Annotated in this window: 24 protein-coding genes; 1 reads left to right on the top strand and 23 read right to left on the bottom strand. The window is 61.3% G+C overall.

Features of this window, described 5'->3' with window-relative positions; translation table 11 throughout:
- Nucleotides 1-44 precede the first annotated feature (44 nt).
- From M9924_12965 to M9924_12925, 9 genes are all read right to left on the bottom strand, one after another.
- Complete coding sequence (locus M9924_12965) at nucleotides 45-1,664, bottom strand: dihydroxyacetone kinase subunit DhaK (GenBank protein MCO5065307.1); 1,620 nt, start codon at nucleotides 1,662-1,664, stop codon at nucleotides 45-47.
- An 11-nt stretch (nucleotides 1,665-1,675) separates the two neighbouring features.
- Nucleotides 1,676-2,668, bottom strand: coding sequence for an ABC transporter ATP-binding protein (locus M9924_12960; GenBank protein MCO5065306.1), 993 nt, complete (start codon nucleotides 2,666-2,668; stop codon nucleotides 1,676-1,678).
- A complete protein-coding gene (locus tag M9924_12955; protein ID MCO5065305.1) occupies nucleotides 2,661-3,776 on the bottom strand; it encodes an ABC transporter ATP-binding protein in 1,116 nt (371 codons plus the stop codon). The genes M9924_12960 and M9924_12955 overlap by 8 nt, the downstream gene beginning before the upstream one ends.
- Nucleotides 3,777-3,780: 4 nt before the next feature.
- Nucleotides 3,781-3,969 carry a hypothetical protein gene (locus M9924_12950; protein ID MCO5065304.1) on the bottom strand — a complete coding sequence of 63 codons (189 nt, stop codon included), beginning with the start codon at nucleotides 3,967-3,969 and terminating at the stop codon, nucleotides 3,781-3,783.
- Nucleotides 3,966-4,901: a carbohydrate ABC transporter permease gene (locus tag M9924_12945; protein MCO5065303.1), complete on the bottom strand. Its 936-nt coding sequence runs from the start codon at nucleotides 4,899-4,901 to the stop codon at nucleotides 3,966-3,968. The genes M9924_12950 and M9924_12945 overlap by 4 nt, the downstream gene beginning before the upstream one ends.
- Nucleotides 4,898-5,845, bottom strand: a complete 948-nt coding sequence (locus M9924_12940) for a sugar ABC transporter permease (protein ID MCO5065302.1) — start codon at nucleotides 5,843-5,845, stop codon at nucleotides 4,898-4,900. The genes M9924_12945 and M9924_12940 overlap by 4 nt, the downstream gene beginning before the upstream one ends.
- 71 nt (nucleotides 5,846-5,916) lie before the next feature.
- Nucleotides 5,917-7,239 carry an extracellular solute-binding protein gene (locus M9924_12935; GenBank protein ID MCO5065301.1) on the bottom strand — a complete coding sequence of 441 codons (1,323 nt, stop codon included), beginning with the start codon at nucleotides 7,237-7,239 and terminating at the stop codon, nucleotides 5,917-5,919.
- A 119-nt stretch (nucleotides 7,240-7,358) separates the two neighbouring features.
- Entirely contained in the window at nucleotides 7,359-8,387 is a 1,029-nt protein-coding gene (locus M9924_12930; protein ID MCO5065300.1) for a LacI family DNA-binding transcriptional regulator, read from the bottom strand.
- Nucleotides 8,388-8,488: 101 nt separating this feature from the next.
- The gene (locus M9924_12925) at nucleotides 8,489-9,616 is read right to left on the bottom strand and encodes an ionic transporter (GenBank protein ID MCO5065299.1); all 1,128 of its coding nucleotides are present in this window, start codon (nucleotides 9,614-9,616) and stop codon (nucleotides 8,489-8,491) included.
- A 248-nt stretch (nucleotides 9,617-9,864) separates the two neighbouring features.
- On the opposite strand from M9924_12925, the gene M9924_12920 reads away from it, so the two are divergent.
- A complete protein-coding gene (locus tag M9924_12920; GenBank protein ID MCO5065298.1) occupies nucleotides 9,865-10,836 on the top strand; it encodes a L,D-transpeptidase in 972 nt (323 codons plus the stop codon).
- A 38-nt stretch (nucleotides 10,837-10,874) separates the two neighbouring features.
- Here M9924_12920 and M9924_12915 read toward each other — a convergent pair whose 3' ends face one another.
- From M9924_12915 to M9924_12850, 14 genes are all read right to left on the bottom strand, one after another.
- Nucleotides 10,875-11,711 carry a fumarylacetoacetate hydrolase family protein gene (locus tag M9924_12915; protein ID MCO5065297.1) on the bottom strand — a complete coding sequence of 279 codons (837 nt, stop codon included), beginning with the start codon at nucleotides 11,709-11,711 and terminating at the stop codon, nucleotides 10,875-10,877.
- Nucleotides 11,712-11,862: 151 nt separating this feature from the next.
- A complete protein-coding gene (locus M9924_12910; protein ID MCO5065296.1) occupies nucleotides 11,863-12,534 on the bottom strand; it encodes a TetR/AcrR family transcriptional regulator in 672 nt (223 codons plus the stop codon).
- A 179-nt stretch (nucleotides 12,535-12,713) separates the two neighbouring features.
- Nucleotides 12,714-13,496 (bottom strand): ABC transporter ATP-binding protein, encoded by a 783-nt coding sequence (locus M9924_12905; protein MCO5065295.1) that lies wholly within the window; start codon nucleotides 13,494-13,496, stop codon nucleotides 12,714-12,716.
- The gene (locus M9924_12900) at nucleotides 13,493-14,299 is read right to left on the bottom strand and encodes an ABC transporter ATP-binding protein (GenBank protein MCO5065294.1); all 807 of its coding nucleotides are present in this window, start codon (nucleotides 14,297-14,299) and stop codon (nucleotides 13,493-13,495) included. The genes M9924_12905 and M9924_12900 overlap by 4 nt, the downstream gene beginning before the upstream one ends.
- 82 nt (nucleotides 14,300-14,381) lie before the next feature.
- On the bottom strand, nucleotides 14,382-15,458 hold the full coding sequence (locus M9924_12895) for a branched-chain amino acid ABC transporter permease (protein ID MCO5065293.1): 1,077 nt from the start codon (nucleotides 15,456-15,458) through the stop codon (nucleotides 14,382-14,384).
- Between the two features lie 11 nt (nucleotides 15,459-15,469).
- Complete coding sequence (locus tag M9924_12890; protein ID MCO5065292.1) at nucleotides 15,470-16,336, bottom strand: branched-chain amino acid ABC transporter permease; 867 nt, start codon at nucleotides 16,334-16,336, stop codon at nucleotides 15,470-15,472.
- Nucleotides 16,337-16,345: 9 nt separating this feature from the next.
- Entirely contained in the window at nucleotides 16,346-17,512 is a 1,167-nt protein-coding gene (locus M9924_12885; GenBank protein MCO5065291.1) for an ABC transporter substrate-binding protein, read from the bottom strand.
- A gap of 48 nt (nucleotides 17,513-17,560) precedes the next feature.
- Entirely contained in the window at nucleotides 17,561-19,426 is a 1,866-nt protein-coding gene (locus tag M9924_12880; protein MCO5065290.1) for an AMP-binding protein, read from the bottom strand.
- A 20-nt stretch (nucleotides 19,427-19,446) separates the two neighbouring features.
- Nucleotides 19,447-20,919, bottom strand: a complete 1,473-nt coding sequence (locus M9924_12875) for an aldehyde dehydrogenase family protein (GenBank protein MCO5065289.1) — start codon at nucleotides 20,917-20,919, stop codon at nucleotides 19,447-19,449.
- 33 nt (nucleotides 20,920-20,952) lie between these two features.
- A complete protein-coding gene (locus M9924_12870; GenBank protein ID MCO5065288.1) occupies nucleotides 20,953-21,783 on the bottom strand; it encodes a hypothetical protein in 831 nt (276 codons plus the stop codon).
- Between the two features lie 54 nt (nucleotides 21,784-21,837).
- A complete protein-coding gene (locus M9924_12865; protein ID MCO5065287.1) occupies nucleotides 21,838-22,755 on the bottom strand; it encodes a hypothetical protein in 918 nt (305 codons plus the stop codon).
- Nucleotides 22,756-22,819: 64 nt separating this feature from the next.
- Entirely contained in the window at nucleotides 22,820-24,001 is a 1,182-nt protein-coding gene (locus tag M9924_12860) for a thiolase family protein (GenBank protein MCO5065286.1), read from the bottom strand.
- A complete protein-coding gene (locus M9924_12855; GenBank protein ID MCO5065285.1) occupies nucleotides 23,994-24,458 on the bottom strand; it encodes an OB-fold domain-containing protein in 465 nt (154 codons plus the stop codon). The genes M9924_12860 and M9924_12855 overlap by 8 nt, the downstream gene beginning before the upstream one ends.
- On the bottom strand, nucleotides 24,448-24,882 hold the full coding sequence (locus M9924_12850) for an SRPBCC family protein (GenBank protein ID MCO5065284.1): 435 nt from the start codon (nucleotides 24,880-24,882) through the stop codon (nucleotides 24,448-24,450). Before M9924_12850 ends, M9924_12855 begins: the two co-directional genes overlap by 11 nt.
- Nucleotides 24,883-25,121 lie beyond the last annotated feature (239 nt).

Raw genomic sequence — 25,121 nt, 5'->3', positions numbered from 1 at the left:
CATACTGCATTTCCGGCAAATCTGTCGCTGGAAATCTCCGTCACTCACGCCCGGAGCTTTTCAAACAGCACGGCCACTGCTTCCGCGCCCGGATCGTTGTGGCCGAGTATCTTTTCTTCGGCGATATATGTCGCGCGACCGGCCTTCGCATGTCCGATCGTGGCGGTGTAGTTTGCGCCCTCGCGCGCTGCGGATGCAGCCGCGCCGACACCGTCGCGCAACTTCGCAAGGGCGGGAACCAATGCGTCTATCATCGTGCGGTCACCGGGATTCGCGCCACCCACCTGCCGGATGCGGTCAAGCCCCGCCGACAACCCGTCGACCCAATCCTTGCCGCCGGCGGATGCATCGCCCGCTGCCGCGAAAAAGATTGCCAGCAGGACGCCGGAAGAGCCGCCCATGGTCTGCGATAGTTCCATGCCGATAGCCCGGAACAACTGGGTCGTATCTGCAAGGGGCAGGCGTGGAAGCGCGGATTTGAGCGCCTTGGCAGCCGTGGCAAGGGTGGTCCCCGTGTCGCCGTCTCCCGATTTGGAATCGAGCAGATTCAACTGGTGCTCGGCCCCGATGAGAATGTCGCAACAACGCTCGATCAGCGCGGCGCGTTCGGCATGTGCGGACGGGATCGGCTGGATCGGCGTCAGCCCGTCCGGCAGCGGATAGATATCCACGGAACCGAACGGGTCCAGCCCCGGCCAGGCCGTAGGTGCGGCGGGCGCAAGCAGCGCTCGTTCCAGATCCTTGGTGACCGGCAACAGCGAAATGGAGAAGCCCTGCATGTTGAGCGAGGTCATCATCGCGGCGGGACCGACGATCCACTTCACCTGATCGGCAATGTGCGAGCGCGCAAGCTCTTCCGCCAGGATCGACATTTCGAGTTGCGTCGTTCCACCGAGATTGTTCAGCAGCATCGCATGCGGTCCAGGCTTGATGTGCGGAGCCAACCTGCCGGCCATGATCTCCACCGCCTGCCGCGCGCCCTCGAAGCCGACCTGCTCGATGCCTGCCTCGCCGTGAATGCCAAGGCCGAGTTCCGCATGGCCCTCGAGGATGCGATTTTCCTTTGGGGAGCCGGGAATGGTGCAGGTGTCCAGCGACATGCCGATGGACACGGCCCCGTCGATCACCCGTCGCGCGACGGTGGTGATGTTCTCCAGCCCCTCGCCGGCTTCCGCCAGCGCACCCGCGATCTTGTGGACGAACAGCGTTCCGGCGACGCCGCGCGCCTGCGGCAGGTCCGGCAAAGCAATATCGTCGTCAACGATCACCATGCTGACATTGAGACCGAATGTCCGAGCGCGCTCCGCCGCAAGGCCGAAATTCAGCCGGTCTCCGGTATAGTTCTTCACGATCAGCAGACATCCCGCCTTGCCGGTCACGGAAAGGATCGCTGCCAGCACGGCATCGACGGAAGGCGAGGCAAACACGTCGCCACACACCGCCGCCGTCAACATGCCCTGACCGACGAAGCCGACATGGGCGGGCTCGTGGCCGGAACCGCCGCCGGAAACCAGCGCCACCTTCGACTTGTCCCAGTCCGTGCGAACCACGACCTTGATGTGCGGATATCCGTCAAGCCGGGCGAGCCGCCCACCCGCTCCACGCAGCACGCCGTCAATCGCCTGCGTCACAACGGTCTCGCGGGAATTCATGAAATGCGACATGTCAGGCTCCTTTAGAGGCGGGTGCCGTTTTCTGCGAAGTAAAGCGGGTTTTTGGGCCGGATCGAAACTGTGTCGTCAACCGCCAAAGGCGTATGGGGATCGGTGAGTGTGACGATGGCGTGGCCGTCGAGCGAAAGATGCAGCCGCGTCTGGTCGCCGAGATGCTCCACGCGCGTGACCTTTGCATCGCGCCCCTCCCCCGTGACTATATGTTCGGGCCGCAGGCCGATAAACACTGCACCGGCGGGCGCCGAACCGAATGTGGCCGCAGGCAAGGTGTTGATCCTCGGCTGGCCAAGGCGCGTCGCGACATAGAGGCTGGCCGGATTCTCGTAGATCTCGCGCGGCGAGCCGAACTGCACCAGCCTGCCCTCGTCCAGCACACCGATATGCGTGCCCATGGTCATCGCCTCGATCTGGTCGTGGGTGACATAGAGCAGCGTCGCGCCGAGGTCGGCGTGGATGCGCTTCAGCTCCAGCCGCAAATCCGCGCGCAGCTTGGCGTCCAGCGAACTCAGGGGTTCATCCATCAGGTAGATGTGCGGCTTGCGGACCAGCGCGCGCCCGATTGAAACGCGCTGCATCTCGCCGCCGGAAAGCGCGGTCGCCCGATTGTCGAGCTTGTGCGCGATTTGAAGCACCGAAGCCACCTCGCCGACGCGTTTCTCGATCTCGGCCTGCGGCGTGCGGCTCAGCGGAGACTTCAGCGGAAATGCAAGGTTCTCGCGTACGGTCAGGTGCGGATAGAGCGAGTACTGCTGGAACACCATCGCGACATTGCGCTGCGCAGGCGTCACATGCGCGACATCGCGCCCGTCGATGGCGATGCTGCCCGCATCCGCCTGTTCCAGCCCCGCGATGAGCCGCAGAGTCGTCGTCTTGCCCGCGCCCGTGGGGCCGAGCAGCACCACGAATGCGCCGTCCGGTATGGTCATCGACACGTTTGTGACGGCCTCGGTGTCGCCAAAGCGTTTTGTCAGGCCGGAAAGCACAACCTCAGCCATGGGACTTCTCCCTTCTCGCGGCGCGCAGGCTCGCCCGGTCGACTTTCATTGCCTGCCCTGTACCGGCATCGAAGATGGAAAGCGTGGCGGTGTTGAAGGACAATGAAGGGGTTTCGCCAACCTGCACGGGCTGGCCGGAAGGCGCGCGCACCCTCAGCATTCCGTTCGCAGTTTCAAGCGTCACGATTTGCGTCGTGCCCAGATACTCGGTCGCCAGCACCCTGCCGCGATACGCGCCGTCAGTACCCAGAATGACATGCTCGGGACGAACGCCGAGCACGAGTTCGCGCCCGCTTACTCCCGCCTCCAGCCTTGGAATCGGCGTATCCACACCGGCAAGGCGCACCATGTTCGCGCCCGGTTCTAGTGTCGCCTCGAAGCGGAGAAAATTCATCGGCGGCGAGCCGATGAAGTTGGCGACGAACATCGTGGCCGGCGCGTCGTAGATTTCCTGCGGCGTGCCCCACTGCTCGACCACGCCGTGGTTCATCACCACGATCTTGTCGCCCATCTGCATCGCTTCAAGCTGGTCGTGGGTGACATAGACCGTGGTTGCGCCCATCCGATCATGCAGCGCGCGAAGCTCCTCGGCCATGTGCTCGCGGAACTCCGCGTCCAGCGCGCCGAGCGGCTCATCCATGAGAAACGCCTTCGGCTCGCGCACGATTGCGCGGCCAAGCGCGACGCGCTGGCGGTCGCCGCTCGACAATCCGCCGACCGGACGTTCCAGGATGCGCTCGATACCAAGGATGCGCGCCACTTCATCCACCTTGCGCCGCACATCCTTGCGGGCCATGCCCTGGCTCACCAGCGGATAGGAAATGTTCCGCCGCACATTCATGTGCGGATAGAGCGCGAACATCTGGAACACGAAGGCGATGTCGCGCGCGCTTGCGCGCATCTGCGCCACGTCCTTGCCGTCCAGCAGGATCTGGCCGGAGGTCGGCAGTTCAAGCCCCGCAATCATGCGCAACGTGGTTGTCTTGCCGCAGCCGGAAGGGCCGAGCAGCATGAAGAACTCGCCGTCGGCCACCGTGAAGGTCGAATCCTGCACGGCGACGAAATTGCCGAATTCCTTGCGGAGATTGCGAATGACGATCTCTGCCACTGGGCTACTCCGGAAAATGGCTGACGATGATGAACATCACCGTCCCGGCGAGCGTGACGACGAAGGAATAGGTGTAGGCATTGATCGAGAAGGGCTGCATCAGCATGAATACGCCGAGCGCGATCAGCACCGTCGCCACCATCTCCCAGGGGCCGCGCCGCAAACGCACCAGACCATTAACGAAACGCATCATTTGCGGACCGCTCCGAAGGTGATGCCTCGCAAGAGGTGCTTGCGCAGCAGGATCGTGAACACCATCACCGGCACGAGGAAGAGCGTGGCGCCCGCCGCGACGGCGGGCCAGTCCTTGCCGACGCCGATGATGGTTGGAATGAAGGGCGGCGCGGTCTGCGCCTGCCCCGACGTCAGCAGCACGGCAAATGCATATTCGTTCCACGCGAAGATCAGGCAGAAGATCGCAGTCGAGGCGATGCCGGTCGTCGCCTGCGGCAGCACCACCTTGTAAAACGCCTGAAAGCGCGTGTATCCATCGATCAACGCCGCTTCCTCATACTCGACCGGGATTTCGTCGATGAAGCCCTTGAGCAGCCAGACCGACAGCGACAGATTCACGGCCGTGTAAAGCAGGATCATGCCAAGATGCGTGTCCGACAGGCCAAGCTGCCGGAACATCAGGAAGATCGGAATGGCGACCGCCACCGGCGGCATCATGCGCGTGGAAAGGATGAAGAACATCAAGTCGTCCTTCAGCGGAACCTTGAAGCGCGAAAAGGCATAGGCCGCGAGCGTGCCCAGAAACACCGACAGGAAGGTTGAGCCAAAGCCGATAATCACGGAGTTCATGAAGCGCTCGCCGTAACGGCTGGGTCCCGAGATCACCATGTCGTACTGGCGCACGATCCGGTCATACCAAGTCTGCGGTGGCCCGAGCTGTTGCAGCGCTTCGGGCGTGGCGCGAGAGCGCGTGGTGAACAGGTTCACATAGCCTTCAAGCGTCGGCTGGAAAACAATCTTCGGCGGATAGGCGATTGCATCCGCGGGCGACTTGAAGCCCGTCGCGATGATCCAGACGAGCGGCAGCAGCGTGACCACGGCATAGAATATGACCAGCACGCCTGCGAACCATTTTTGCCTGAGTGACGGTTCCGTGACGGAAAAGCTCATCTCTGCTTCACCCTGTTCAGCGCCTTCACATAGATCGAGGCGAGGCCGAAAACCGTGACGAACAGGATCACCGCATAGGCGCTGGCGAAGCCGGTGCGCCACTTTTCAAACGCCTCGCGCTTAAGGTTGATCGAGGTGAGTTCGGTGATGCTGCCCGGTCCGCCGCCGGTTAACTGCACCACGAGGTCGAACATCTTGAAGTTCTCAATGCCCCGGAACAGCACCGCCAGCATGAGAAACGGCAAGGCCATCGGCACGGTAATCGTCCAGAACTGACGCCACGCGCTCGCGCGGTCGCATTCGGCGGCTTCATAGATGGAATCGGGAATGGAGCGCAGCCCCGCAAGGCAGATCAGCATGACGAAGGGCGTCCACATCCACGTATCGACGATCACGATCGCCCAGGGCGCGAGGCTGACATCGCCGATCATCGAAAAAGCCGACGGATCGGTGCCCGTCAGGAACCCGATCGCATAGTTGAACAGGCCGATCTGCGGCTGGTACAGGAAGGTCCAGAAATTGCCGACCACCGCGGGGCTGAGCATCATCGGCAGGACGATAATCGTCGTCCAAAGATCGTTGCCCTTGAACTTCTTGTTGATGAGATAGGCCAGCCCGAACCCGATCAGGACCTGGAGGACGAGCGTCCAGATCAGGAAATGCGCGGTCGCCTGCATCGAATTCCAGATGTCGGAATCGGTCAGGATTCGCTGATAGTTGCGCAATCCAACCCATTCGAGATTTTCCCCGGTGCGGTTGGCCCTGTAGTTGGTCAGGCTGAGGCGAATCGTCCAGATCAGCGGAAAGATGTTGATCGCCAGCAAGAGGAAGATCGTCGGGGCGATAAAGACCCAGGCAAGCGCCCGGTCAGAAAGCCCATTTATCCTCGCGCCAAGCCCGGTCGGAGCCGCAACATTGCCGCGACTGATGGAATTGTCGGTCATGATGCCAGTCCAATGAAAATATCGTCCGAGCTGCGGGCGAGGCACACGCGCCTCGCCCGACCGGAAAAAGCTTACAGCTTTCCGTCGTCCTCGAAAGTCTCGGTCCAGTCTTTGACCAAACCATCCAACGCCTCCTGCGCGGTTCCGTTGCCGGCCACCACATAGTCATGGAAGCGTTTCTGGGTCGCTTGCAGCAGGGTTGCGTAGCTCGGTTCGGCCCAGAAATCCTTCACGATCGCCATGGAGTCGAGGAAGGTCTGCGCATAGGGCTGGCTTTGCGGGAATTTCGGATCGAGCGTCACCGATTTGAGGCAGGAATAGCCCCCCATCTCCCACCACTTCGCCTGAACCTCCGGCTGGGCAAACCACTTGATATAGTCAAGCGCGGCGTCCTTCTTCGACGAATAGGAGACAACCGAAATGCCCTGCCCGCCAAGCTGCGCGAACTGATCGCCGTTCGGCCCCGCCGGATTGACGAAATATCCGGTTTTGTTGCCACCGACATTCGGGTCCTTGTCGAAGCCCGGCCAGGTAAAGGCGAAGTTCATCTGCAACGCCACCTGTCCAGACTTGAAGGCGTCGATGCCTTCCGACATGTAGCCGTTCGAGGAGCCGGGCGGCGTGCAGCAATCATAGAGCGCCTTGTAGTATTCCAGTCCGGCGACCGATCCCGGCGAGTTCACGAAGCCCTGCATGTCATAGGGCTTGTCCGGGTTCTCATACTTGAAGCCGAAGCTGTAGAGCACGTCCATCGCGCCCATCGTGATGCCTTCGGAGCCGCGCTCGGTGTAGATCGAGGCGCCATAGACGGTCTTGCCGTCGATCTGCCGGTTCTGGAAAAACTCGGCAATGTCCTTCAGCTCGGCGAAGGTCTTCGGCACGCCGAGGTCACGCTTGTACTTCTCTTTGAACTCGGCCTGCAATTCGGGGCGCTCGAACCAGTCCTTCCGGTAGGTCCAGCCCACAACGTCGCCAAAGGCCGGAAGCGCCCAGTAGTTCGGCGTGTTCTTCGGCCATTCGGAATAGCCGACCACCGTCGCGTCGATGAAGTCGCTCATCTTGATGCCGTTGGCGTCGAAGAAATCGTTGAGCTTGACGTAGTGGCCGTTTTCGGCGGAGCCGCCGATCCACTGGCTGTCGCCGATCATGAGATCGCAAAGCTTGCCGCCGGAATTCAGCTCATTCAGCATCCGGTCCGCGAAGTTCGGCCAGGGCACAAACTCGAAATGCATCTTGTTGCCGGACTTGGCTTCAAAATCCTTTGACAATTCCACAAGAGCGTTGGCCGGGTCCCAGGCGGCCCAGCACAGGGTGAGGTCTTCAGCCTTTGCAGGCGATGAGAAGGCCGCCGCGAGCGACAGCGCTGCGACGGACGCGAGTCCGAGTGATTTCATCGTAATCCTCCCAATACGTGCGAGATCTTGCGATCCGTGGCGCAGCATATTTGAGGTACGTACCTCATGTCAACCGGGAGTCTTTGTGCAGCGGCGACCGCCACCGTGCGGCCTTGGCTTTAGTAAAGGTTTTCCCGCAGTATGATCTCGATCCGGATGCGTTCCTGCGCCGGCAATATGTCCATCCCGTCGGATTTTGCCCGCAGGACGCGCAGCGCGCTTCGGGCGATGTGCCCGACATTCTGATCGATCACGGCGTCGAACGTGCCATCCTCGAGAGCCTGCCTCGTGTTGCGCGTCAACTCGTGCCCGACGACCACCAGCCCCTGCCCGCGACCCGTCTGCCTCAGCAGATCGACCAGCGCGCCATTGCCCGTCCCGACCGAATAGATGCCCGCCGCATCCGGATGCGCGCCGAGTACATTGCACATGACGCGCCGCACCGTATCGGGATCACCGTGGCCCTCAAGCGACGGCAATATTTCAAGACCGGGGAACTGGGCGGCCATCACCTGGTCGAAGCCGAGCCTGCGCTCGATGTTTGAGCTGGATTGCATCGAACTGGCGAGGACGATCACCGAACCCTTTGGTTTTCCAACAAAACGGCCCATCAGCACCGCAGCCGTCCGGCCCGCTGCGATATTGTCCACGCCCACGAAATGATCGCGTCCGGTGTGCGGAAGGTCCGACACGAGGGCGACCACGGCAATGCCCCTTTCCTTCAGGTGGGCGATCTCGTCGCGCACATGCGGGGTCTCCGGGGCAAGGATGCCGACGCCATCGACATCCGCCGCGCCGAGACGCCTCAGCGTCTTGACGAGCACATGCGGATCGTTGGGCGGAACCATCACCACGGTTACGTCGGAGCGATCGATAACAGAACTCGTTCCGGCTTCGGCGAGCGCGGTTTTCAACAGGCTCACGAACTCGCCCGGCCCTTCCGGCAACACGAAGGCGAAGCGGTATCGGCGCTGCCGCGCCAGATTGGCGGCGGTTACATCGCGGACGTATCCGATCTTTTCGATGGCATCGTTCACACGGCGGATCGTCTGCTCGCGAACGCCCGCGCGGGCGTTCAGAACCCGATCGATGGTCGCCAGACTGACGCCCGCAGCTTTTGCGAGATCGTTTACTGTAGGGCGCGACAAGTCATCCTCCTCGCCAAGACTTGCCTTCATTATTGAGGTGCGTCAATCAGGAAAGCCGCCCGAGTTGCGCGCGACCGACCGCGAAGGCCGATGCGAGTGCCTCACGGAACGGCGATCAACATCAGATAAGCCACAAAGACGACCAGATGCACGGCCCCGGTCAGCACCGTGGTGCGCCCCGTTCCAAAGCTGATGATGCTGATGGCAAGGACAAGCGTGAGCAGCACGATATCGCCGGAACCGAGACCGAGCGTAAGCTCCGTTCCGGTGAACAGACTCACCGCTGCAACGACCGGAACCGTGAGTCCGATCGTCGCACAGGCGGAGCCCAGCGCGATATTGAGACTGCGCTGCAACTCGTTATTGAGGGACGCCCTTATCGCGGAGACGGTTTCAGGCATCAGGACAAGCGTGGCGATGAATGCGCCGACAATGGCATCGGTCTGTCCGACCTGAAGCGCGCCGAGGGCTTCTTCCAGCGCGCTCGCGACATATTCCGCGAGCAGGACGATGCCCACAAGTCCAATCCCGAGCAGCAGGACGCTCTTGCCCGGATTGCCCGTCGCATCCACATGGGAGTCATGCTTGCCCGGCACTTCCTCGTCGATAAAGTCGGCGCGGTGCCGCGTCATCTGGGCAACAATGAAGCTTCCATAGAGCAACAGGCACAGACCGCTTACGAAAACAAGTTGCAGTGGGGAGAAGGCCCGCGCCTGTGCCGTCAGCGTATAGTCGGGCAGTACGAGCGTGAGCACGGAAAGAGCAACAACCACCGACAACAGCGCGCTGGTGCCCTGCCGCTTGAGATCCTGATGGGTGTGTCGCAGTCCGCCCACTGTGAGGCAGATGCCCAGTATGCCGCCGCAAACGATCATCACCGTGGAAAAGACCGACTCCCGGACAAGGGTGGGATTGTCTTCACCTCGCAACATCACCGTCGCGATCACCGAGGCCTCGATTGCGGTGACGGCAACGGTGAGAACCAGCGTTCCGAACGGCTCGCCGACCCGGTGCGCAATCGATTCCGCATGCCGCAGGGCAACGAAAACCGTCCAGAAGGCGAAACCCAGAACCAAACCGCACAAGAGGATCTCGGGCACGAGCGGCAGGCGGCCGAGCGCGGCCTCCTTGATGCTGAGGAGCACGCCCACGCCGAGCGCCGCGACAGGTACGAGAACCGGCGACACGGAAAGAACCCGCGCGAACAGATTGTCAGTGTGCTTGGACATCGTGTCCAGAACCGTCAGAAGCTGTGTTGAGGAAAGCGGCGGCGCGCCGCAGGTTTTCGGACGAGGCGACGATACCATTTTTCGCGTGGCTGTCGAATGGGTAATACCTGGCGCCACTCATGAAAGCATTCTTGACCGGCGCACAATTTTCGCGCCCGAACCCATTGATCTGCGACCTATGGTTTAGTTAAGAATACAGCTCAATTTCCGGCTGTATTTCTCTCTTTTGAACCTTTGCGGGGGCAAGCATGCTCAACCGGCGCGACTTTTGTATAGGTACTTTGCTGCTTGGTACTTCGGCGGCGCTCGCTGTCGAGGGGCTAACCGAAATAAAGGACATGCGTCCGGGCGAGTTCACATGGCATCCGGATCGCGAGGTTAAGGGTCCCGTCGCGATCATCGTATCGTTGCCTCAACAGCGCGTTCACGTTTACCGCAACGGCATCCGCATCGCGGTGTCCACCTGTTCGAGCGGCAAGCCCGGCCACGATACGCCCACCGGGGTCTTCGTGATCCTCCAGAAAGACAAGTTCCACAAATCGAGCACCTACAGCGATGCACCGATGCCGAACATGAATCGTTTGACGTGGTCGGGAATTGCACTCCACGCAGGAAACCTTCCCGGCTATCCCGCATCACACGGATGCGTGCGGCTTCCGATGGCGTTTTCCGCCGACCTTTTCTCGATTACCCACCTCGGCACGCCGGTCATCATCGCGGGTCCGAACGATCCCCGCGACCTGACCGAGCCGGGCATGGTGCTCGACGGCTATGAAGCGGGGCAGTTCGAAAATATTGTCGCCTCGCAGGATGGCAGGAAGCATCCCGACGACTGGGCGGAAGCGGAGTCATATCCGATCACCTCGGTCATTGCCTCCTCTTCGGACAAGTCGATCCTGCTCATTCAAAACGACGAGATAATCGCGCAAGGCCCACTGTCGGTGAGCGGCGGATCCTCCCTCGGCAACCATGTTTTCTCGCTTCAGGCCCGCGGCGGTTCGCAGGCCTTGCAGTGGATCGAGGTCAGCCGAAGCGGCGGCGCCGGGGCCACCCTTTTTCAGAAAAAGAGCGTCCTGAACAGAATCGGTCTCTCCAAGGACTTCGCGGACACGCTGAGATCCAACATGCACGCGGGCATGGTTCTGGTTCTCACGGATGCGCCACTGCATCCCGATTCCCGCACCGGCGACGATTTCGTGGTCATGGCCACGGATAGCTAGGGCCATGACCAATTGCCGCCCCCAGGGTCAGCGCGTTCCTAGACGTCGGCCTTGACGGTCTGCTTCTGGGTTCCGAGACCTTCTATGCCGAGCTCGACGACGTCGCCTGCCTTGAGATAGCGCTGCGGCTTCATGCCCATGCCGACGCCGGGCGGCGTGCCCGTCGAAATGATGTCGCCGGGCTGCAGGCTCATGAACTGGCTTAGATAGGAAACGAGGAACGCAACCCCGTAGACCATCGTCCGGGTCGAGCCGTCCTGCATCGTCTGGCCGTTCACCTTCAACCACATCTTTAGGTTCTGAGGATCGGCGACCTCATCCTTCGTGACGAGCCACGGCCCGATCGGGCCGAATGTGTCGCAGCTCTTGCCCTTGGTCCACTGCCCCTGACGCTCGATCTGGTACGCACGTTCCGAAAGGTCATGCGAAACGCAATAGCCGGCGACATAGTCCAGCGCATCCGCCTCCGAGACATATTTTGCCTTCTTGCCGATGACGACGCCGAGTTCCACTTCCCAGTCGGTCTTGGTCGAGCCGCGTGGAATGAGAACATCGTCATTCGGCCCAACAATAGCGGACGTCGCCTTCATGAAGATGATCGGTTCGGACGGAACGGTCGCGCCAGTTTCGGCGGCATGGTCGGAATAGTTCAACCCGATGCAGATGAACTTGCCAACACCCCCCACGCAAGGGCCGATGCGCGGACTTCCAGAGACCACCGGCAGTGACAGCGGGTCAAGGCCGGAAAGGCTGGCCAGATCGAGCGAAGTTCCGCTGATGTCGGCGATGTGTCCTGAAAGGTCACGGATCCCGCCGTCCTTATCGACCAGACCAGGCTTTTCGGCGCCCGCTTCGCCATAGCGCAGCAGTTTCATGGCATTCTTCTCCTATTCGTTCTGAAGGCGGTCGCGTCCGGTTGGACGGCCACCAAATTCGACCAGCAGTCAATACTATCGGCATAGCCCTTCGTACAAGGCCCTCAACCGGGACGAGCATTGAAATCGCACCCATCTGTGCTGAGTACGCTCAGTTCTCGCCGCTGGCCAGCAAGCCTGAAAGCATCGATTTCTTCTGGTATTTGATGTAATCTTCGAGCTCGAAGATTTCCTTTATCTCGCGGGTGTGCAGCGCAATGGCATGCGCGGAGAACATCACCTGCAAGGCGGCCGCCCGGGCCGGCACCTTGCGAAAGACGCCCTGCTCGATCCCTTCCTGAATGATGCGCTCGTAGAAGCTCACGACATCGGCGACGGTCGCCATCACATTGGACCGCAATTCAGGCGGAAGGCGACCCACCTCGCGATAGAGCAGGCGGATGGGGCGCCGCAGCCTGTCGACAATTCCGCAATAGGTGGCAAAACCGATTTCCAGCGAGCGGCGGGGCGACGTCTTGGACAAGGTCGTTTGCTCGAGTTCCCGCTGGATGTTGTTCATCAGGTCCTGCGCAACCAGATAGAGAATGTCCTCCTTGGAAGAGACATACATGTAAAGGCTGGCAATGTTGAACGAACACGCCCGGACGATGTCCCTGATTGAGGTGTTGTGAAATCCCCTTTCAAGAAAGAGCTTCGTGGCGACCTCGATCAGTTCGGTGCGCCGGTGCGCGACCCGCTCAGGGTTCTTGATCGTGGTTGGAATATTGGCGGTCTGGTTTGCGCTGAGGCTCGACAGCTTTCTCGAGGAGGATTTCAAGGTCATGCTGGTCCTTTCCGCACCTGTCGCCGCTTCCCTGCGCGCTCACCGGCAGCGCTCAATGCCGAGGCAGGGGGTTGGCGGTGCCTCCTAGAACACCATGACACCAAAATCAATCGAGGCGATGTCGCCTTCCTGCATCTGTCCCCGAACAGTCGATGGCGTTTCCTGCGAAGCGTCCCGTATCAGTTGACCCCCTGCCCCAGATAAGCGCGAATGACCTCCGGGTCCCTTCGGATTTCGTCCGGCGCGCCGTCTGCGGTCTTCGCCCCGAAATTCATCACCACGACGCGATCGGCAAGATCGGCGACCATCTGCATGTCATGCTCCACCCAGATGACGGTCGGACCGATCTCATGGCAGATCCGCATCAGGAATCGCGCGAGATTTTCTCGCTCTTCCCGGATCAGCCCTGTGCATGGCTCGTCGAGGAGAAGCAGCTTCGGCTCGATCATCAATGCGCGGGCAACGCCTACCATTTTCTGCACCCCATAGGGCAACTGGCCGACCTGCTCGTCGCGCTGACGATACAGTTCGAAGAAGTCGATGATGGCTTCCGCCCGCGCGCGCCGCGCGATCTCCTCCCGCTTCGCCTTGCCGAAATATATGCCCGCGGACAACAAACCCGCCCGAAACTGCGTGTGGCAGCCTGTGAGCAAGTTTTCCGTCACCGTCAGGTGGGGAAACAGTTCCGCATGCTGAAAGGCCCGCCCGATGCCGCGATCCACCATGCGATGAAGAGCACCGCCGACGATGCTCTCGCCATCCAGTCTTATATCGCCGCTCGTCACGCGGTAGATGCCGTTGATGCAGTTGAGCATTGCGGTCTTGCCCGCGCCGTTGGGCCCGACCAGCGCAACCAGTTCGCCCGGCTCAGCGGAAAAGCTCACCCCGTTTATCGCGGCGATGCCGCCAAAGCGCAGCGTGACATTGTCGATCTCGAGCCTTGCGCCATTCGGTCCGGTCATCCCCACCACCTCCGCTTGCGCGAGTATTGCCTGAGATCGCGATAGCTGCGGGCCGAATCCCCCGACCCGCCAAGGTAGAATTCCTTGATGTCCTCGTGCTTCATGAGACCGGACGCCGACCCCTTGAAGACGACGCGACCGCCTTCCATCACATAGCCGAAGGATGCGATGCGCAACGCTGCAATCGCGTTCTGCTCCACAATGAGCATCGCAAGACCGAGATCCGCATTGATAGTCTGGAGGATCCGCATGATCTCGTCCGTCACGATGGGCGCAAGGCCGAGCGAGAGTTCGTCGACCAGCAGCAGTTTCGGCTCGCACATCAGCGCCATGCCGATGGCAAGCATCTGCTTCTCGCCGCCGCTCAGCAGCCCGGCTTTCTGCGCGCGCCGTTCGGCCAATCGGGGAAAATATGCGTAGACCTGATCGCAAATCCTGCGATTGCTGCGTGACAGGTTGAAGAGAAGGTTGTCCTCGACATTCAGCGTCTCGAACACCTTCTGACGCTCAGGCACGATGATGATGCCGCGACGCGCGATATCATGCGGCAGGTGACCGCCGATCGACCGATCCGCGAACGTGACGCTGCCGTCTGTGATTTCGACGTCCTCGGAGGCAAGGAAGCCGGAGATCGCGCGCAGAGTCGTGGTCTTTCCCGCCCCGTTTGTTCCGATCATCGCGACGATCTCACGCGGCGCGACGGAAATGCTCACGCCCTGCACCGCGGTTGCGACGCGATTGTAGACGACTTCAAGCTGCCGAACATCGAGTATCGGTGCTTCGCGAATGGCTTCGTTCATCATTGGAGCACTTCACGGTTTGATTGAATCATTCTGCCTGTCGTTTCTGTCTTTGTCCTGTCCGGACAACCGGCCATCGGGTGCTCTAGCGGCGTCCTCCGGGCTGAATTTCGCGATAGCGGAACGGCCAACGCTCGAAATATTCGGCTGCCCGCCGATAGATTTCGACAAGTCCCTTTGGCTCGAAAAGCAGGAACAGGATGATGGTGATGCCGATGGCCGCCTCCTGCAATCCGTATGAGGTCGTGCCGGGCCGCCAGCCGCGTGGAAGCGACGCGAACCCGGCTTCGATGACGAATGGCAGCAAGGTGATGAAGAACGCGCCGAAGACCGAGCCGAGGATCGAGCCCATGCCGCCGACAATGATGACCGCAAGCGAAAGAATCGCGAGTTCAAGCGTGAATGCCTCGACGGTGACGACGCCTGTGAAATACGCGCCGAGGCTGCCCGACAGCGCGGCAAGTGCCGCACTGGTGACGAAGGCGAGAAGCTTCAGGCGCGGGACATTGATCCCCATCGTCGCAGCGGCGATATCACGATCGCGGATAGCGACCCATGCGCGTCCGATGTGCGACCGCGCGAGGTTGAGACCGAACAGGACGGCGAGAGAGGCAATGACGAGCAGGATATAATACCACGCCACGTCTCCCTTGAGAGACGCGCCGAAAAGCGACGGAGCGGCAAGTGTTATGCCGGCAGTCGCGCTCGAACCCATGCTCGTCTGATATGTGGTGAGCACGAAAATGATCGCGTAGTGCATAGCAAGCGTGGTGATCGCGAGGTAAATGCCGCGAAAGCGCAAGGCCGGCAGTCCCACGATGAAGCCAACCGCGCTGCCGGCGATGCAGGCAAGCGGAATGGAGAGCCAGAAGGGTGCGCCCTGCTGGGCGGCGGTGGCCGCTACGAACGCGCCGATGGCCATGAAGCTGGCATGGCCGAGCGACACCTGGCCGCAATAGCCGGTCAAGAGGTTGAGGCCAACCGCGCTGATGACGGCGAGCAGCGTGAGATTGAACAGGTAGAGCCCGTAGCTGCCGGAGAAGACCGGGACAGCCAGCAGGAACACCAGTGCAATGGCGATCAGTATCTTCTGGTAGGGTTCGCGGACAATCTCGTTGGTTTCCGCGTAGGTCATGCGGAGATAGGGACTTCTCGCAAGCATCGCCGTCTCTCCTACACGCGGTTGAGTTCTTCGGGCGTGCCGAACACACCCCACGGACGCCACGTCATCACAATCAGCAGAATGATGAAGGGCACCGTTTCGCTGAGCGCCGGATCGATCAGCCGCGCGGTCGCATAGCTGCACCCGGCAACGAGAAATCCGCCGAGCAGCGCTCCCCTGAATGAATCGAGACCGCCGACGAGCGCAGCCGTCAGCCCGCTCAAGCCGATGATGACGCTTTGCGGCGTCAGGATGGAACGCGCACCGAAAAGCACTCCCGCCAACGCAGCGGAAAATATCGCGGTGGCCCAGGCGATGCTGAGGATCAGGTTGACATTCACCTGCCGCTGGCTTGCCAGAAGCGGGTTTTCCGCCGCACCCCGGAAATGCCTGCCGAGGCGCGTGAAGCGGAAGAAGAAGAACAGCGCCGCGAAGAACAGAACCCCGATGGCAAGCGTGATCACGTCCATCGCAGTGATGCGTCCGCCTTCCTCGAATATGTAGAGGTTCTGCCGCACGATGTTGAGGCCGACGCTGCGCGAGTTCCAGAACATGACGATCAGCGACTTGAGGATGATTGCGAGGCCGATCGTCACCATGGCCGCAACGAAGGTCGGCTGGCCAATGAGACGGCGCATGAGCGCCGCATACACGGCCAGCCCGAAGACCGCGCTGACCAGCCCGGTGACGACAATTGTCATCATGAGCGATTTGCCCGGAACCATCAGGCTCGCGGAATAGAAGACATAGGCGCCGACGACGGCAAGCTCGCCATGGGCAAAATTGACCACCCTCGACGCCTTGTAGACCACGACAATTCCCGCGGCGAGTATCGAATAGATGGTCCCAAGGACCAGGGTGCTCAGGACCAGTTCCATGGTATGCGCCTACTGACCGAGGAACTCGACGGTGGTTTGCTTGTGCCAGTCACCCGTACCGACGAGCTTTTCGCCGTCCCATTTGTACAGTTTCCAATATGTCGGGCCGTAGTGATCGTCTGCCGACATCTCAATCGGACCGCCGGTCAGGCCCTGCGTATCGATATTGACCTGCTGCAACGCCTTGTCGAGGCCCGCCTTGTCGCAACTTGCCCCGCACTTCTTGAGCGCCTCCTCTGCGACCATTCCCAACGCCCAGCCGGTGACGTGCATGCTCGTCGGCGTGACGCCCGCGGCCTCCGCGGCCTGACGCAGCGCGGCAATGCCAGCGCCCTCGTGCGTCGCGGGCGCATAACGCGAAACCATATAGAGGTTTTCCGCATCGCCCGACTGTTCGGCCGCCTGCTGCACCGTGGCCTCGGACGCACCATAGGAGGCAATGACATAGGGGCCGGTGTAGCCGGTCGCGCGCAATGCCGCGATCACGCCAAGATTCTGCTCCGCGCCGTAGTGGCCTACCACGATGTCCGGCTTCTCATTGACGATCGCCTGTGCAAACGGCGTGAAATCGGCGGTGCGAACGGGGAAGATCACTTCGCCCCATTGATAGCCGAGCTTTTGCGCCATGAGCTGGTTGTGCCGCAAAGCGGCTCGTCCGCCGACGCTGTCGAACGTCACGCCGACCACCTTGCCGCTCGGCGCGATCTGCTTGCTGAGCGTGGCAATCGCTTCGCCCGCGACCTCGAACATAACGCCGGTGCTGTAGGAATAGGGCTTGGCGGGCGGCAGCGCGTCGATGATCCCGCTGAAGGACGTGACAACAGGAATTCCGGCCTGCCGTGTTTCCGCAAAGGTCGGCCCGTGCGTCGAACTGAGGCTCAGCCCGAAGATGCCGATAACGTTGTCGCGCTCGATCTGCTTCTTGGCGGCAGCGACCGAACGGTCAGCCCTGAGCCCATCGTCGTCGAGGAACGTCTCGACTTGATTGCCGTTGATCCCGCCCGCCGCGTTGCGGGACTTCATATAGAGGTCGAAGCCCTCCCAAACCGGCGTGTAGGAACCCGCGAGCGGGCCGGAAAGGTCGGTGATGTAGCCCAGCCTGTAGTCCTCGGCCATTGCCGGCCCGGCCACACCTATCAGTAACGCCGTTATCGCGGCCATGCATTGTTTCGTCATCGTTTCCTCCCGATGATTGACGTTGGTTGCCGGATCGATCGCAAACGATCAGGCCGGCGTCTTCTCCTCCTTGTACATGTCGCGGATCAGGTCCCCGAACATGGCATGCATATGCTTGCGCTTGATCTTCCGCGTCGGAGTCGTGTCCCCCTCCTCAGGGTCCAGCTCTTTCGGGATGATGCGGAATTTCTTGACCTGCTCGACGCGCGCCAACTGGCCGTTGGCCGCATCGATTTCCTGCTGGATGAGCGACACCACCTCGGGACACTCCACCAGCGAATTGAAGCTCGTATAGATGACGCGGTTCTGGCGCGCCCACTCCGACACCGTTCCGAAGTCGATCTCAACGAGCGCGCTGACGAACTTCATGCTGTCGCCGATGAGGATCGCCTCGCTGATGAACGGGCTTCCCTTCAACAGATTCTCGATTTCGCTGGGCGCGATGTTCTTGCCCCCGCTGGTGATCATGATGTCCTTCTTGCGGTCGACGATGCGGAACTCGCCCGGCTTCGCCTCGTCGGCGACATCGCCCGTGCAAAGCCATCCGTCTTCAAGCGCGGCCTTGCTTGCCGCCTCGTTGCGCCAATAGCCCCGAAACAGGCCGGGGCCGCACACCAGCAGTTCTCCGTCCGGACCAAGGCGCACCTCGCGCGGCGGTATCGGCGTGCCGCCCCGCATCGGGTGCGGAAATGCGCCGGACTGGCACAACACGTAGCCGCCTTCGGTGATGCCGTAGAGATTTCGGACGTTGACGCCCCAGATCTCCCAAAGCTCATGGATCTTTGCCGGCAGGGGGGCGCCCGCGCACAGGATGCTCCGAATTTTCGATAACCCCATCTTGCGAAGCATCGGCTGGAAAACCAGCGCCTGCGCGACGCGGTATTGCGCCGTCAGCGCCACACCCGGCTGCTCCCCACGCCATTCGGCTTCCCGAAACCGGCGTCCGACCCCGACCGCCCATTCATAGGCATAGCGCTTGGTGCGGCTGCTGCGCTGGATGCCGGTCACGACCTGCGCGGCGAGCTTTTCCAGAATGCGCGGCACGACATTGAGGAATGTCGGCTGCACCTCATAGAGCGCGCCCATCAGGTTTTCCGTCTCTTCGCCAATATGCGGCACGACATCGGCAACCAGCGGCAGGCAGATCGACATGGACCGCTCGATCAGATGCGCCATCGGCAGGTGCGAAATGGCCCTGTGCTCGCCGCTCCTGAGTTCCGGGAAAGCTTCCAGATAGGCATTGCCAAAGCCCCACATCAGGGAGATGTGGTCATGCAGCGCGCCCTTTGGCGCGCCCGTCGTTCCCGAGGTGTAAACGATCACGGCCAGATCGTCGGCCTTCACGCGATCGGCATGTTCCGACAGGAAATCGGCCTCGTCGCGACCGGCCAGACGCTCACGTCCGCGTGCCACGACTTCGGCGAAGTTTATGATGCGCGGGTCGCGATAGTTGAACAGCGCGCGCGTATCGAAAACCACGATATGCTTGATGCCCGGCAGGCTGTCCTTCGCCTGGAGCACCTTGTCCACGAATTCCTGATCCTCGGCCAGGAAGATTTCCGCGCCGCCGTCGCCGACCTGATGCTCGACCTCCGGCACGGAGCATGTCGTGTATATTCCGTAGCAGATCGCGCCGCCCGTCATCGCGGCCATGTCGGCCACGAGAAATTCCCGGCAGGGGTCCGACATGGTTGCTATGCGGTCGCCCCGCTTGAGGCCCAGTTCCTGCAAACCGGCCAGGCAATGCGCCACGTCACGCCGATAGGCTTCCCACGTCACTTCTTGATAGAGGCCCAGATCCTTATGGCGGAACGCGACCGCCAGCGGCGTCGCTGCGCAGCGGTCCGCAAACAATTGCGGAATGCCGCGCGTCGACAGCGCGGGATCGCGAAACCTGCTATAGGATGTCGTCATTCTGCCGATCCATCCGCCGGTTAACGAACACTGACCCAGACATTCTTTTCCTGCGTGACTTCGCGCATGACCGCAAAGCCCATTTCGCGGCCATACCCGCTGTTCTTGTAGCCGCCATAGGGCGCCATCGAGCTGACCGCGCCCCAGGTGTTGACCCACACATTGCCCGCCTCGAACGCCTGCACGGTGCGCATTGCCCTGCCGATGTCGCGCGTCAGGACCGATGCGGCCAGCCCATACGGATTGTCGTTTGCGAGCGCCAGCGCCTCCCCCTCTTCCTTGAAGGTGATAACCGAAAGCACCGGCCCGAAAATCTCCTCGCGTGCAATCTTCATCGAGTTTTCGACACGGTCGAAAATGTGCGGACCAACGAAGTGTCCCGCTTCGAGGCCAGCCGGTACGGGATGGCTGTAGGCCAGTTCGGCGTCCGCCTTGCCGAGTGCGATGTATCCTTCAACGCGTTCCTTCTGCTTTTCTGAAATCAGCGGTCCCATCGTCGTGTTCGGGTCCATCTGATAGCCGAGCCTGACCTTTGCCGCCCGCTCTATGACCTTCGCCAGCACCTGATCGTGCAGGCTTTCATGCACCAGCAGCCGCGAACCGGCCGTGCAGACCTGCCCCATATTGGAGAAGATCGAGTTTGCCGCAACGGAGGCCGCCTGGTCGACGGGTGCATCCTCATATACGATCACCGCCGATTTTCCCCCGAGTTCCAGGCCGACGGGCTTCAAGGTGTTCGCAGCCGCAGCGGCAATGCGCTTGCCGGTTCCGGTGCTGCCCGTGAACATGATTTTCGCGACCATGTGGTGATCGACCAGAGCTTGACCGGCGGTCGCACCAAATCCGGTAACAATGTTGACAACTCCGGCCGGAAAGCCCGCCTCCTGTATCAGGCGGCCCAGATACATGACGGACAGGCACGCCTGCTCCGCCGGCTTGATGACAACCGTGTTGCCTGCGGCGACGGCGGGCGCGATCTTCCACACCGCCTGCAACAGCGGGAAGTTCCACGGAATGATGCCGCCGATGACGCCAAGCGGCTCGCGCAGCGTCATGTTGATGTACGGCCCGGGCACCGGGATCGTATCGCCCTGTATCTTCGTGGCCATGCCGGCGAAATATTCCAGCGCGTCGACCGCCGTGACCGCGTCGATTGCCTGCGAATCCCGGATCGGCTTGCCCGCATTGAGCGATTCAAGCTCGGCCAGCTTTGCGGCGTTGGCCTGAACCAGTTGAGCCAGTTTGTTCAACAGCTTTGCACGCGCAGCGCCGGTCTTGCGCTTCCATTCGGGAAACGCAGCCAGTCCGGCACGGACCGCAAGGTCGATATCCTCCTCGTCGCATTCCGGCAGATGGGCGAGCACTTCGCCATTGCCGGGATTGAACGTGGGAAATGTCCTGCCGCTCACGGCCTGAACGAACTCACCGTTGATGAGCGCGCCCAGGGTCTCCGGTTGCGAAGCGGGCGCCGCCTTCTGTGCTGTCTGGCTCATTGTGCTGTCCTTTTTCGGTTTCGGAGGATGGGCTCAGTGGCGGAGCACGCCCGTCTTGTCGACCTCGTTGCGCAGGACCTCAAGCTCGTCCCGGGTCGGCGGGGCGATCTTCTCGACATCCGTCGCCACCTTCACCTCGAAGCCGGTATTTGCCTTGACGTCATCAACCGTCACGCCCGGAAACACCCTCGCAAGCCGCGCTTCCAGCGTGTCGGGATCGAAGTCGAAAATGCATTTCGGCGTGACCATCCATTTCGGGCCGTCGCCGTAGAATTCGTTCTCGCGGCAAACCTTCTTGCCCGGATGGGAGATGAAATCGACCTTCTCGACGAGACGTCGCCTGTCGTGTGCGGTCAGGAACACGTAGGTGTCGCGCACGCCGATGGCGATGTCGTTGATACCGATCGTACCCGGTCCGCGGAAGGTCATCTTGTCCGCCGTGCCGAGGCCGATCATGTTGGTGTTGCCCCACTTGTCGGCCTGAATGCCTCCAACGAAGAACTTGTCGGCGAACCAGAAATGGTTGACGTGCTGGAGATCGCTCCCCTCCTCGTAATATTTCTTTCCGCCGGGCGCGCCGTAGAACAGGAACGTATCCGGGTGATCGTGCACCGATTCGGCATAGCGGATCAGATCATAGCCGGTGGATGTCTTGGGAAGCTCGACCACGTCGATATCGACAACGTTGCACAGCGTGACGCTGCCGCCGAGCTGGAGCTTCAGGTTCGGCGCGTGCATCTTCTGCGCCAGCATCGTCGCCGCGAAGAAAATCTCTGTGTGCGCACCCGAAGTGATCTTGTTGTGGTCCTCGATCTCCCTGGAGAAGACCACGGCCATCATTTCTTTCCATGAATAGTCAGTCATCGCATAAACCTCTAAGAAATCTTGCTTTTTCTCCGGTCCTGCCGGCTAGCGGCGTCACCAGTTCACGATTGGATGGGTATAGAGGTCGAGCAGCTTGCGGATGCCGACTGTCTCCAGATATTCGATGTGATCCTTCGGCTTGTGGACGTGCCGCTGGAGATATTCATCCCAGGTCTTGCTATCCCCCTTGCGGTTGGCCTCGCTCGATTTCACATAGTCCTGGATGAAATCGACATCCTCCTTGTAGAAGCCGTGGGCCGCATAGGGGTGGCCGCCATAGGGCGCTTCCACGACGCAGTCGGCATAGGCGATTGTCGTCATGAACGGATTGCGGCGGATGACGGAATTGGGAACGATCCGCTCCGCCTGCACCATGATGCGGGCGGCGGCGCGGGCCATCCAGCGGTCGCCAAAGCGCGCGCCCAGATGCTGGCCGTTGCCATAGCAGTCCGACCAGCCGACATGGATAATCGACCAGTCCGGTCGCAGCGGCGGCACGGCGAGCAGTTTCTTGGTCCCGCCAATCGGATCGGTAAACTCGACGAGGTCCTTGTTGAGTTCCGGGATGCTCGTGCCGATACCGCCGCGCCACGGAAAGAACTCCGAACCCGACGCGGCCGCGAAGAAGCCGCCATACAGGATGTACTCGCTGCACTCCCAGATTTCGATCTTTCCTTCCTCGGCATATTTGCGGAAGTTGTGGCCGATGGGACAGTACATTTCCTGGCCGACATAGGGCGCGATCAGCTTCTTCACGCAGCCTGCTCCGATCAACAGATCGATCTCCAGGCCGGCAGTGGCGGAAGCGATAACGGTGAGGCCTTTCGTGCCGTTGCGAATGATTTCGCGCACGATGGTCATGGGGTGGTTGTCGGCTCCAAAGCCGCCGATCGCGACCGTCATGCCGCTCTCGATCTTGGACGCCGCTTCCTGAATTGAGGATACGACCTCTTTGCGCTTTCTGTTGCTCACTGTCTGCTTCCTTGCCTCTGTTTCCGATCGATTCTGGTCTGTCGGTGCATGCTCGTCGCGACTGCTATGACGACAGGATTGTGCAGGCGTAGACGGCGGAATCCTGCCCGAGCAGGAGACCCCCCTGGTTCTGCGCCATGGTTACTTTCGGTGGCTCTTCGATCTGGCGCGGGCCTGCGCGGCCACGCATCTGCGAAACCAGCTCGTAGATCTGCAACAGACCGGTGGCTCCGACGGGGTGGCCGCGCGAGCAAAGCCCGCCGCTTGGATTGACCGGCTGGCGGCCACCGAGCTTCGTTATGCCCTCGTCGATAAGGCGCGGGCCCTCGCCCTTTTCGCAGAGACCGAGGCGCTCGTAGAGCACCAGTTCCGCCGGAGCCATTGCATCGTGCAGCTCTATGGCGCCAATATCTTGAGGCCCGACGCCCGCCTGTTCATAGGCGAGTTTGGCGGTTATTTCCGCCGAATCCTCACGACCGTCACCGGGAAGCCGGTAAGCGCCCGACCGCAACACGCAGGCCGCAATCCTGATCGGCTTGGCGCTCGAAAACCGATGGGCGATGTCGGCAGCGCAAAGCACCGCGGCCGCCGCGCCATCCGAGATCGACGAACACATCAGCAATGTCAGCGGATCGACGACGACGCGCGACTGCACGACCTCCTCGACCGAAAGCGGCTTGCGATGCTGGGCAATCGGATTGAGCGCGCCATGCGCCGAATTCTTCACGGCGGGCTTGGCCAGATCCTCGATGGACCAGCCATATTCGGACATGCGGCCCTTCAGGTTGATCTTGGGATGAATCGCATAGCTCGTCGTGAACTGCATGCCGATACGCGAAAGGTCGATCTCGGAGACCGCGCTCAGCGCCGCAATCGTCTTTGCGGAATCTCCCACGAACATTTTTTCAGCGCCGACCGCCAGCGCCACATCGGCTGCTCCCGACGCGACTTCGAGCCATGCTCCGCGCAGGGCCGTTGCCGCGCTTGCGCAGGCGTTCTCAACGTTGACCACGGGGATTGCCGTGATGCCCGCATGCTGCAGCATAACCTGGCCGCGCACACCTTCCTGCCCGGTAAGCAGCCCGCCGAGAGAATTGCCGACATAGGCAACCTGCACATCCTTCTGTCCGACGCCTGCATCGGCAAGTGCTTCCCTGATCGCACCGAAAGCCATGTCCTTCAGGGCCATTTCCGGGAAGCGCCCGGTCGGATGCGCGCCTGTACCAAGGATGACGACGTCACGCATGGGACACCTGTCCTTCGGCGCCGGCGTCCGGAACATATTTGTAGGTGAGAACCGATCCGTTTTCGGGCGTGTCGGCCAGCGGCTCAACGACCAGACGCATAGCCATGCCGTCATGCAGCACGCCCGGCTCGACCCGACAACCGGAGCCGATGAGCGTGAATATGCGCGGCCCCTCCGGCAGGTCGACAAAGCCCTGGAAATAAGGCGCCTTGAAACCGGCAGGCGCAAAACGCGCGATCGTATGGCTGTAGAGCACCGCACTGCGGCCGATCTCGACCTCTTCCATCGCGTCGTCGCGCAGGCATGCGGGGCAGACCGGCATGCGCGGAAAGACCACGTTCCCGCAGCCGCGGCAGCGCGCGCCGAGCAGGCACGGTCCGGCGGAGCCTTCCTCCGGGACGCGCACGATGTTGGGGTCGAGCAGGTGCATGGCTTCGACCGACCGCTCAGACGCCAAGATGGCGCTTGAGTGAACGGAAGCCGGAATTGAAAACGCTGCGCATGAACGCCACGCCTTCGTCTTCCTTGCCCGGCTCCGTTTCGAACTCGGAGAACCACTCACCGAGCGTGCCGTGCGTATCGGTGATCGGGCGCAGCTTCATGCCCGTGCGGATGTTCGACGTCGGAAGCGGCCCCTCAAGGACCGAATAGACAATACGCATTTCGTCAGGAGAGAACTCTTCGAGTCGCTCCCGAAGCACGCCGCCCGTGGCCATCTTGACCGCGCGCACTGCACCCACGCCGGTCGGCTCCTTGCCGTCCTCGATGGAGGACGATTTCATGCCCGGCATCCAGTCAGGAAGCCCGTTGAAATCACCGACGGTCCGCCAGACCCTTTCAATCGGTGCGTTGATGACGGTGCTGACGAATACCTTGGGCAAAAGACCACCTCCCTGAATACGGCGAGCCTTCCAACAGGAAGCGGCGGCTTCCTGTTGGTCATTTCGCTGTTCAACTTTCCGATTGCAGGTCTCCTCCCGGCACCGGATCGCCTCAATAAATTTGGTATAACGATGTTCTATTTTTTGGTCAAGGCCAAATTGTGAGGTTCCGGCCTTTCAACTGTCGATTCAAATTGCCGGGATGTGCTTCAGGGTAATTATCCGCCGGAACGGCTGCC

The organism is Rhizobiaceae bacterium, assembly GCA_023953835.1.
Taxonomy (GTDB): domain Bacteria; phylum Pseudomonadota; class Alphaproteobacteria; order Rhizobiales; family Rhizobiaceae; genus Mesorhizobium_G.
This window is presented reverse-complemented; position numbering and strand designations above follow the sequence as displayed.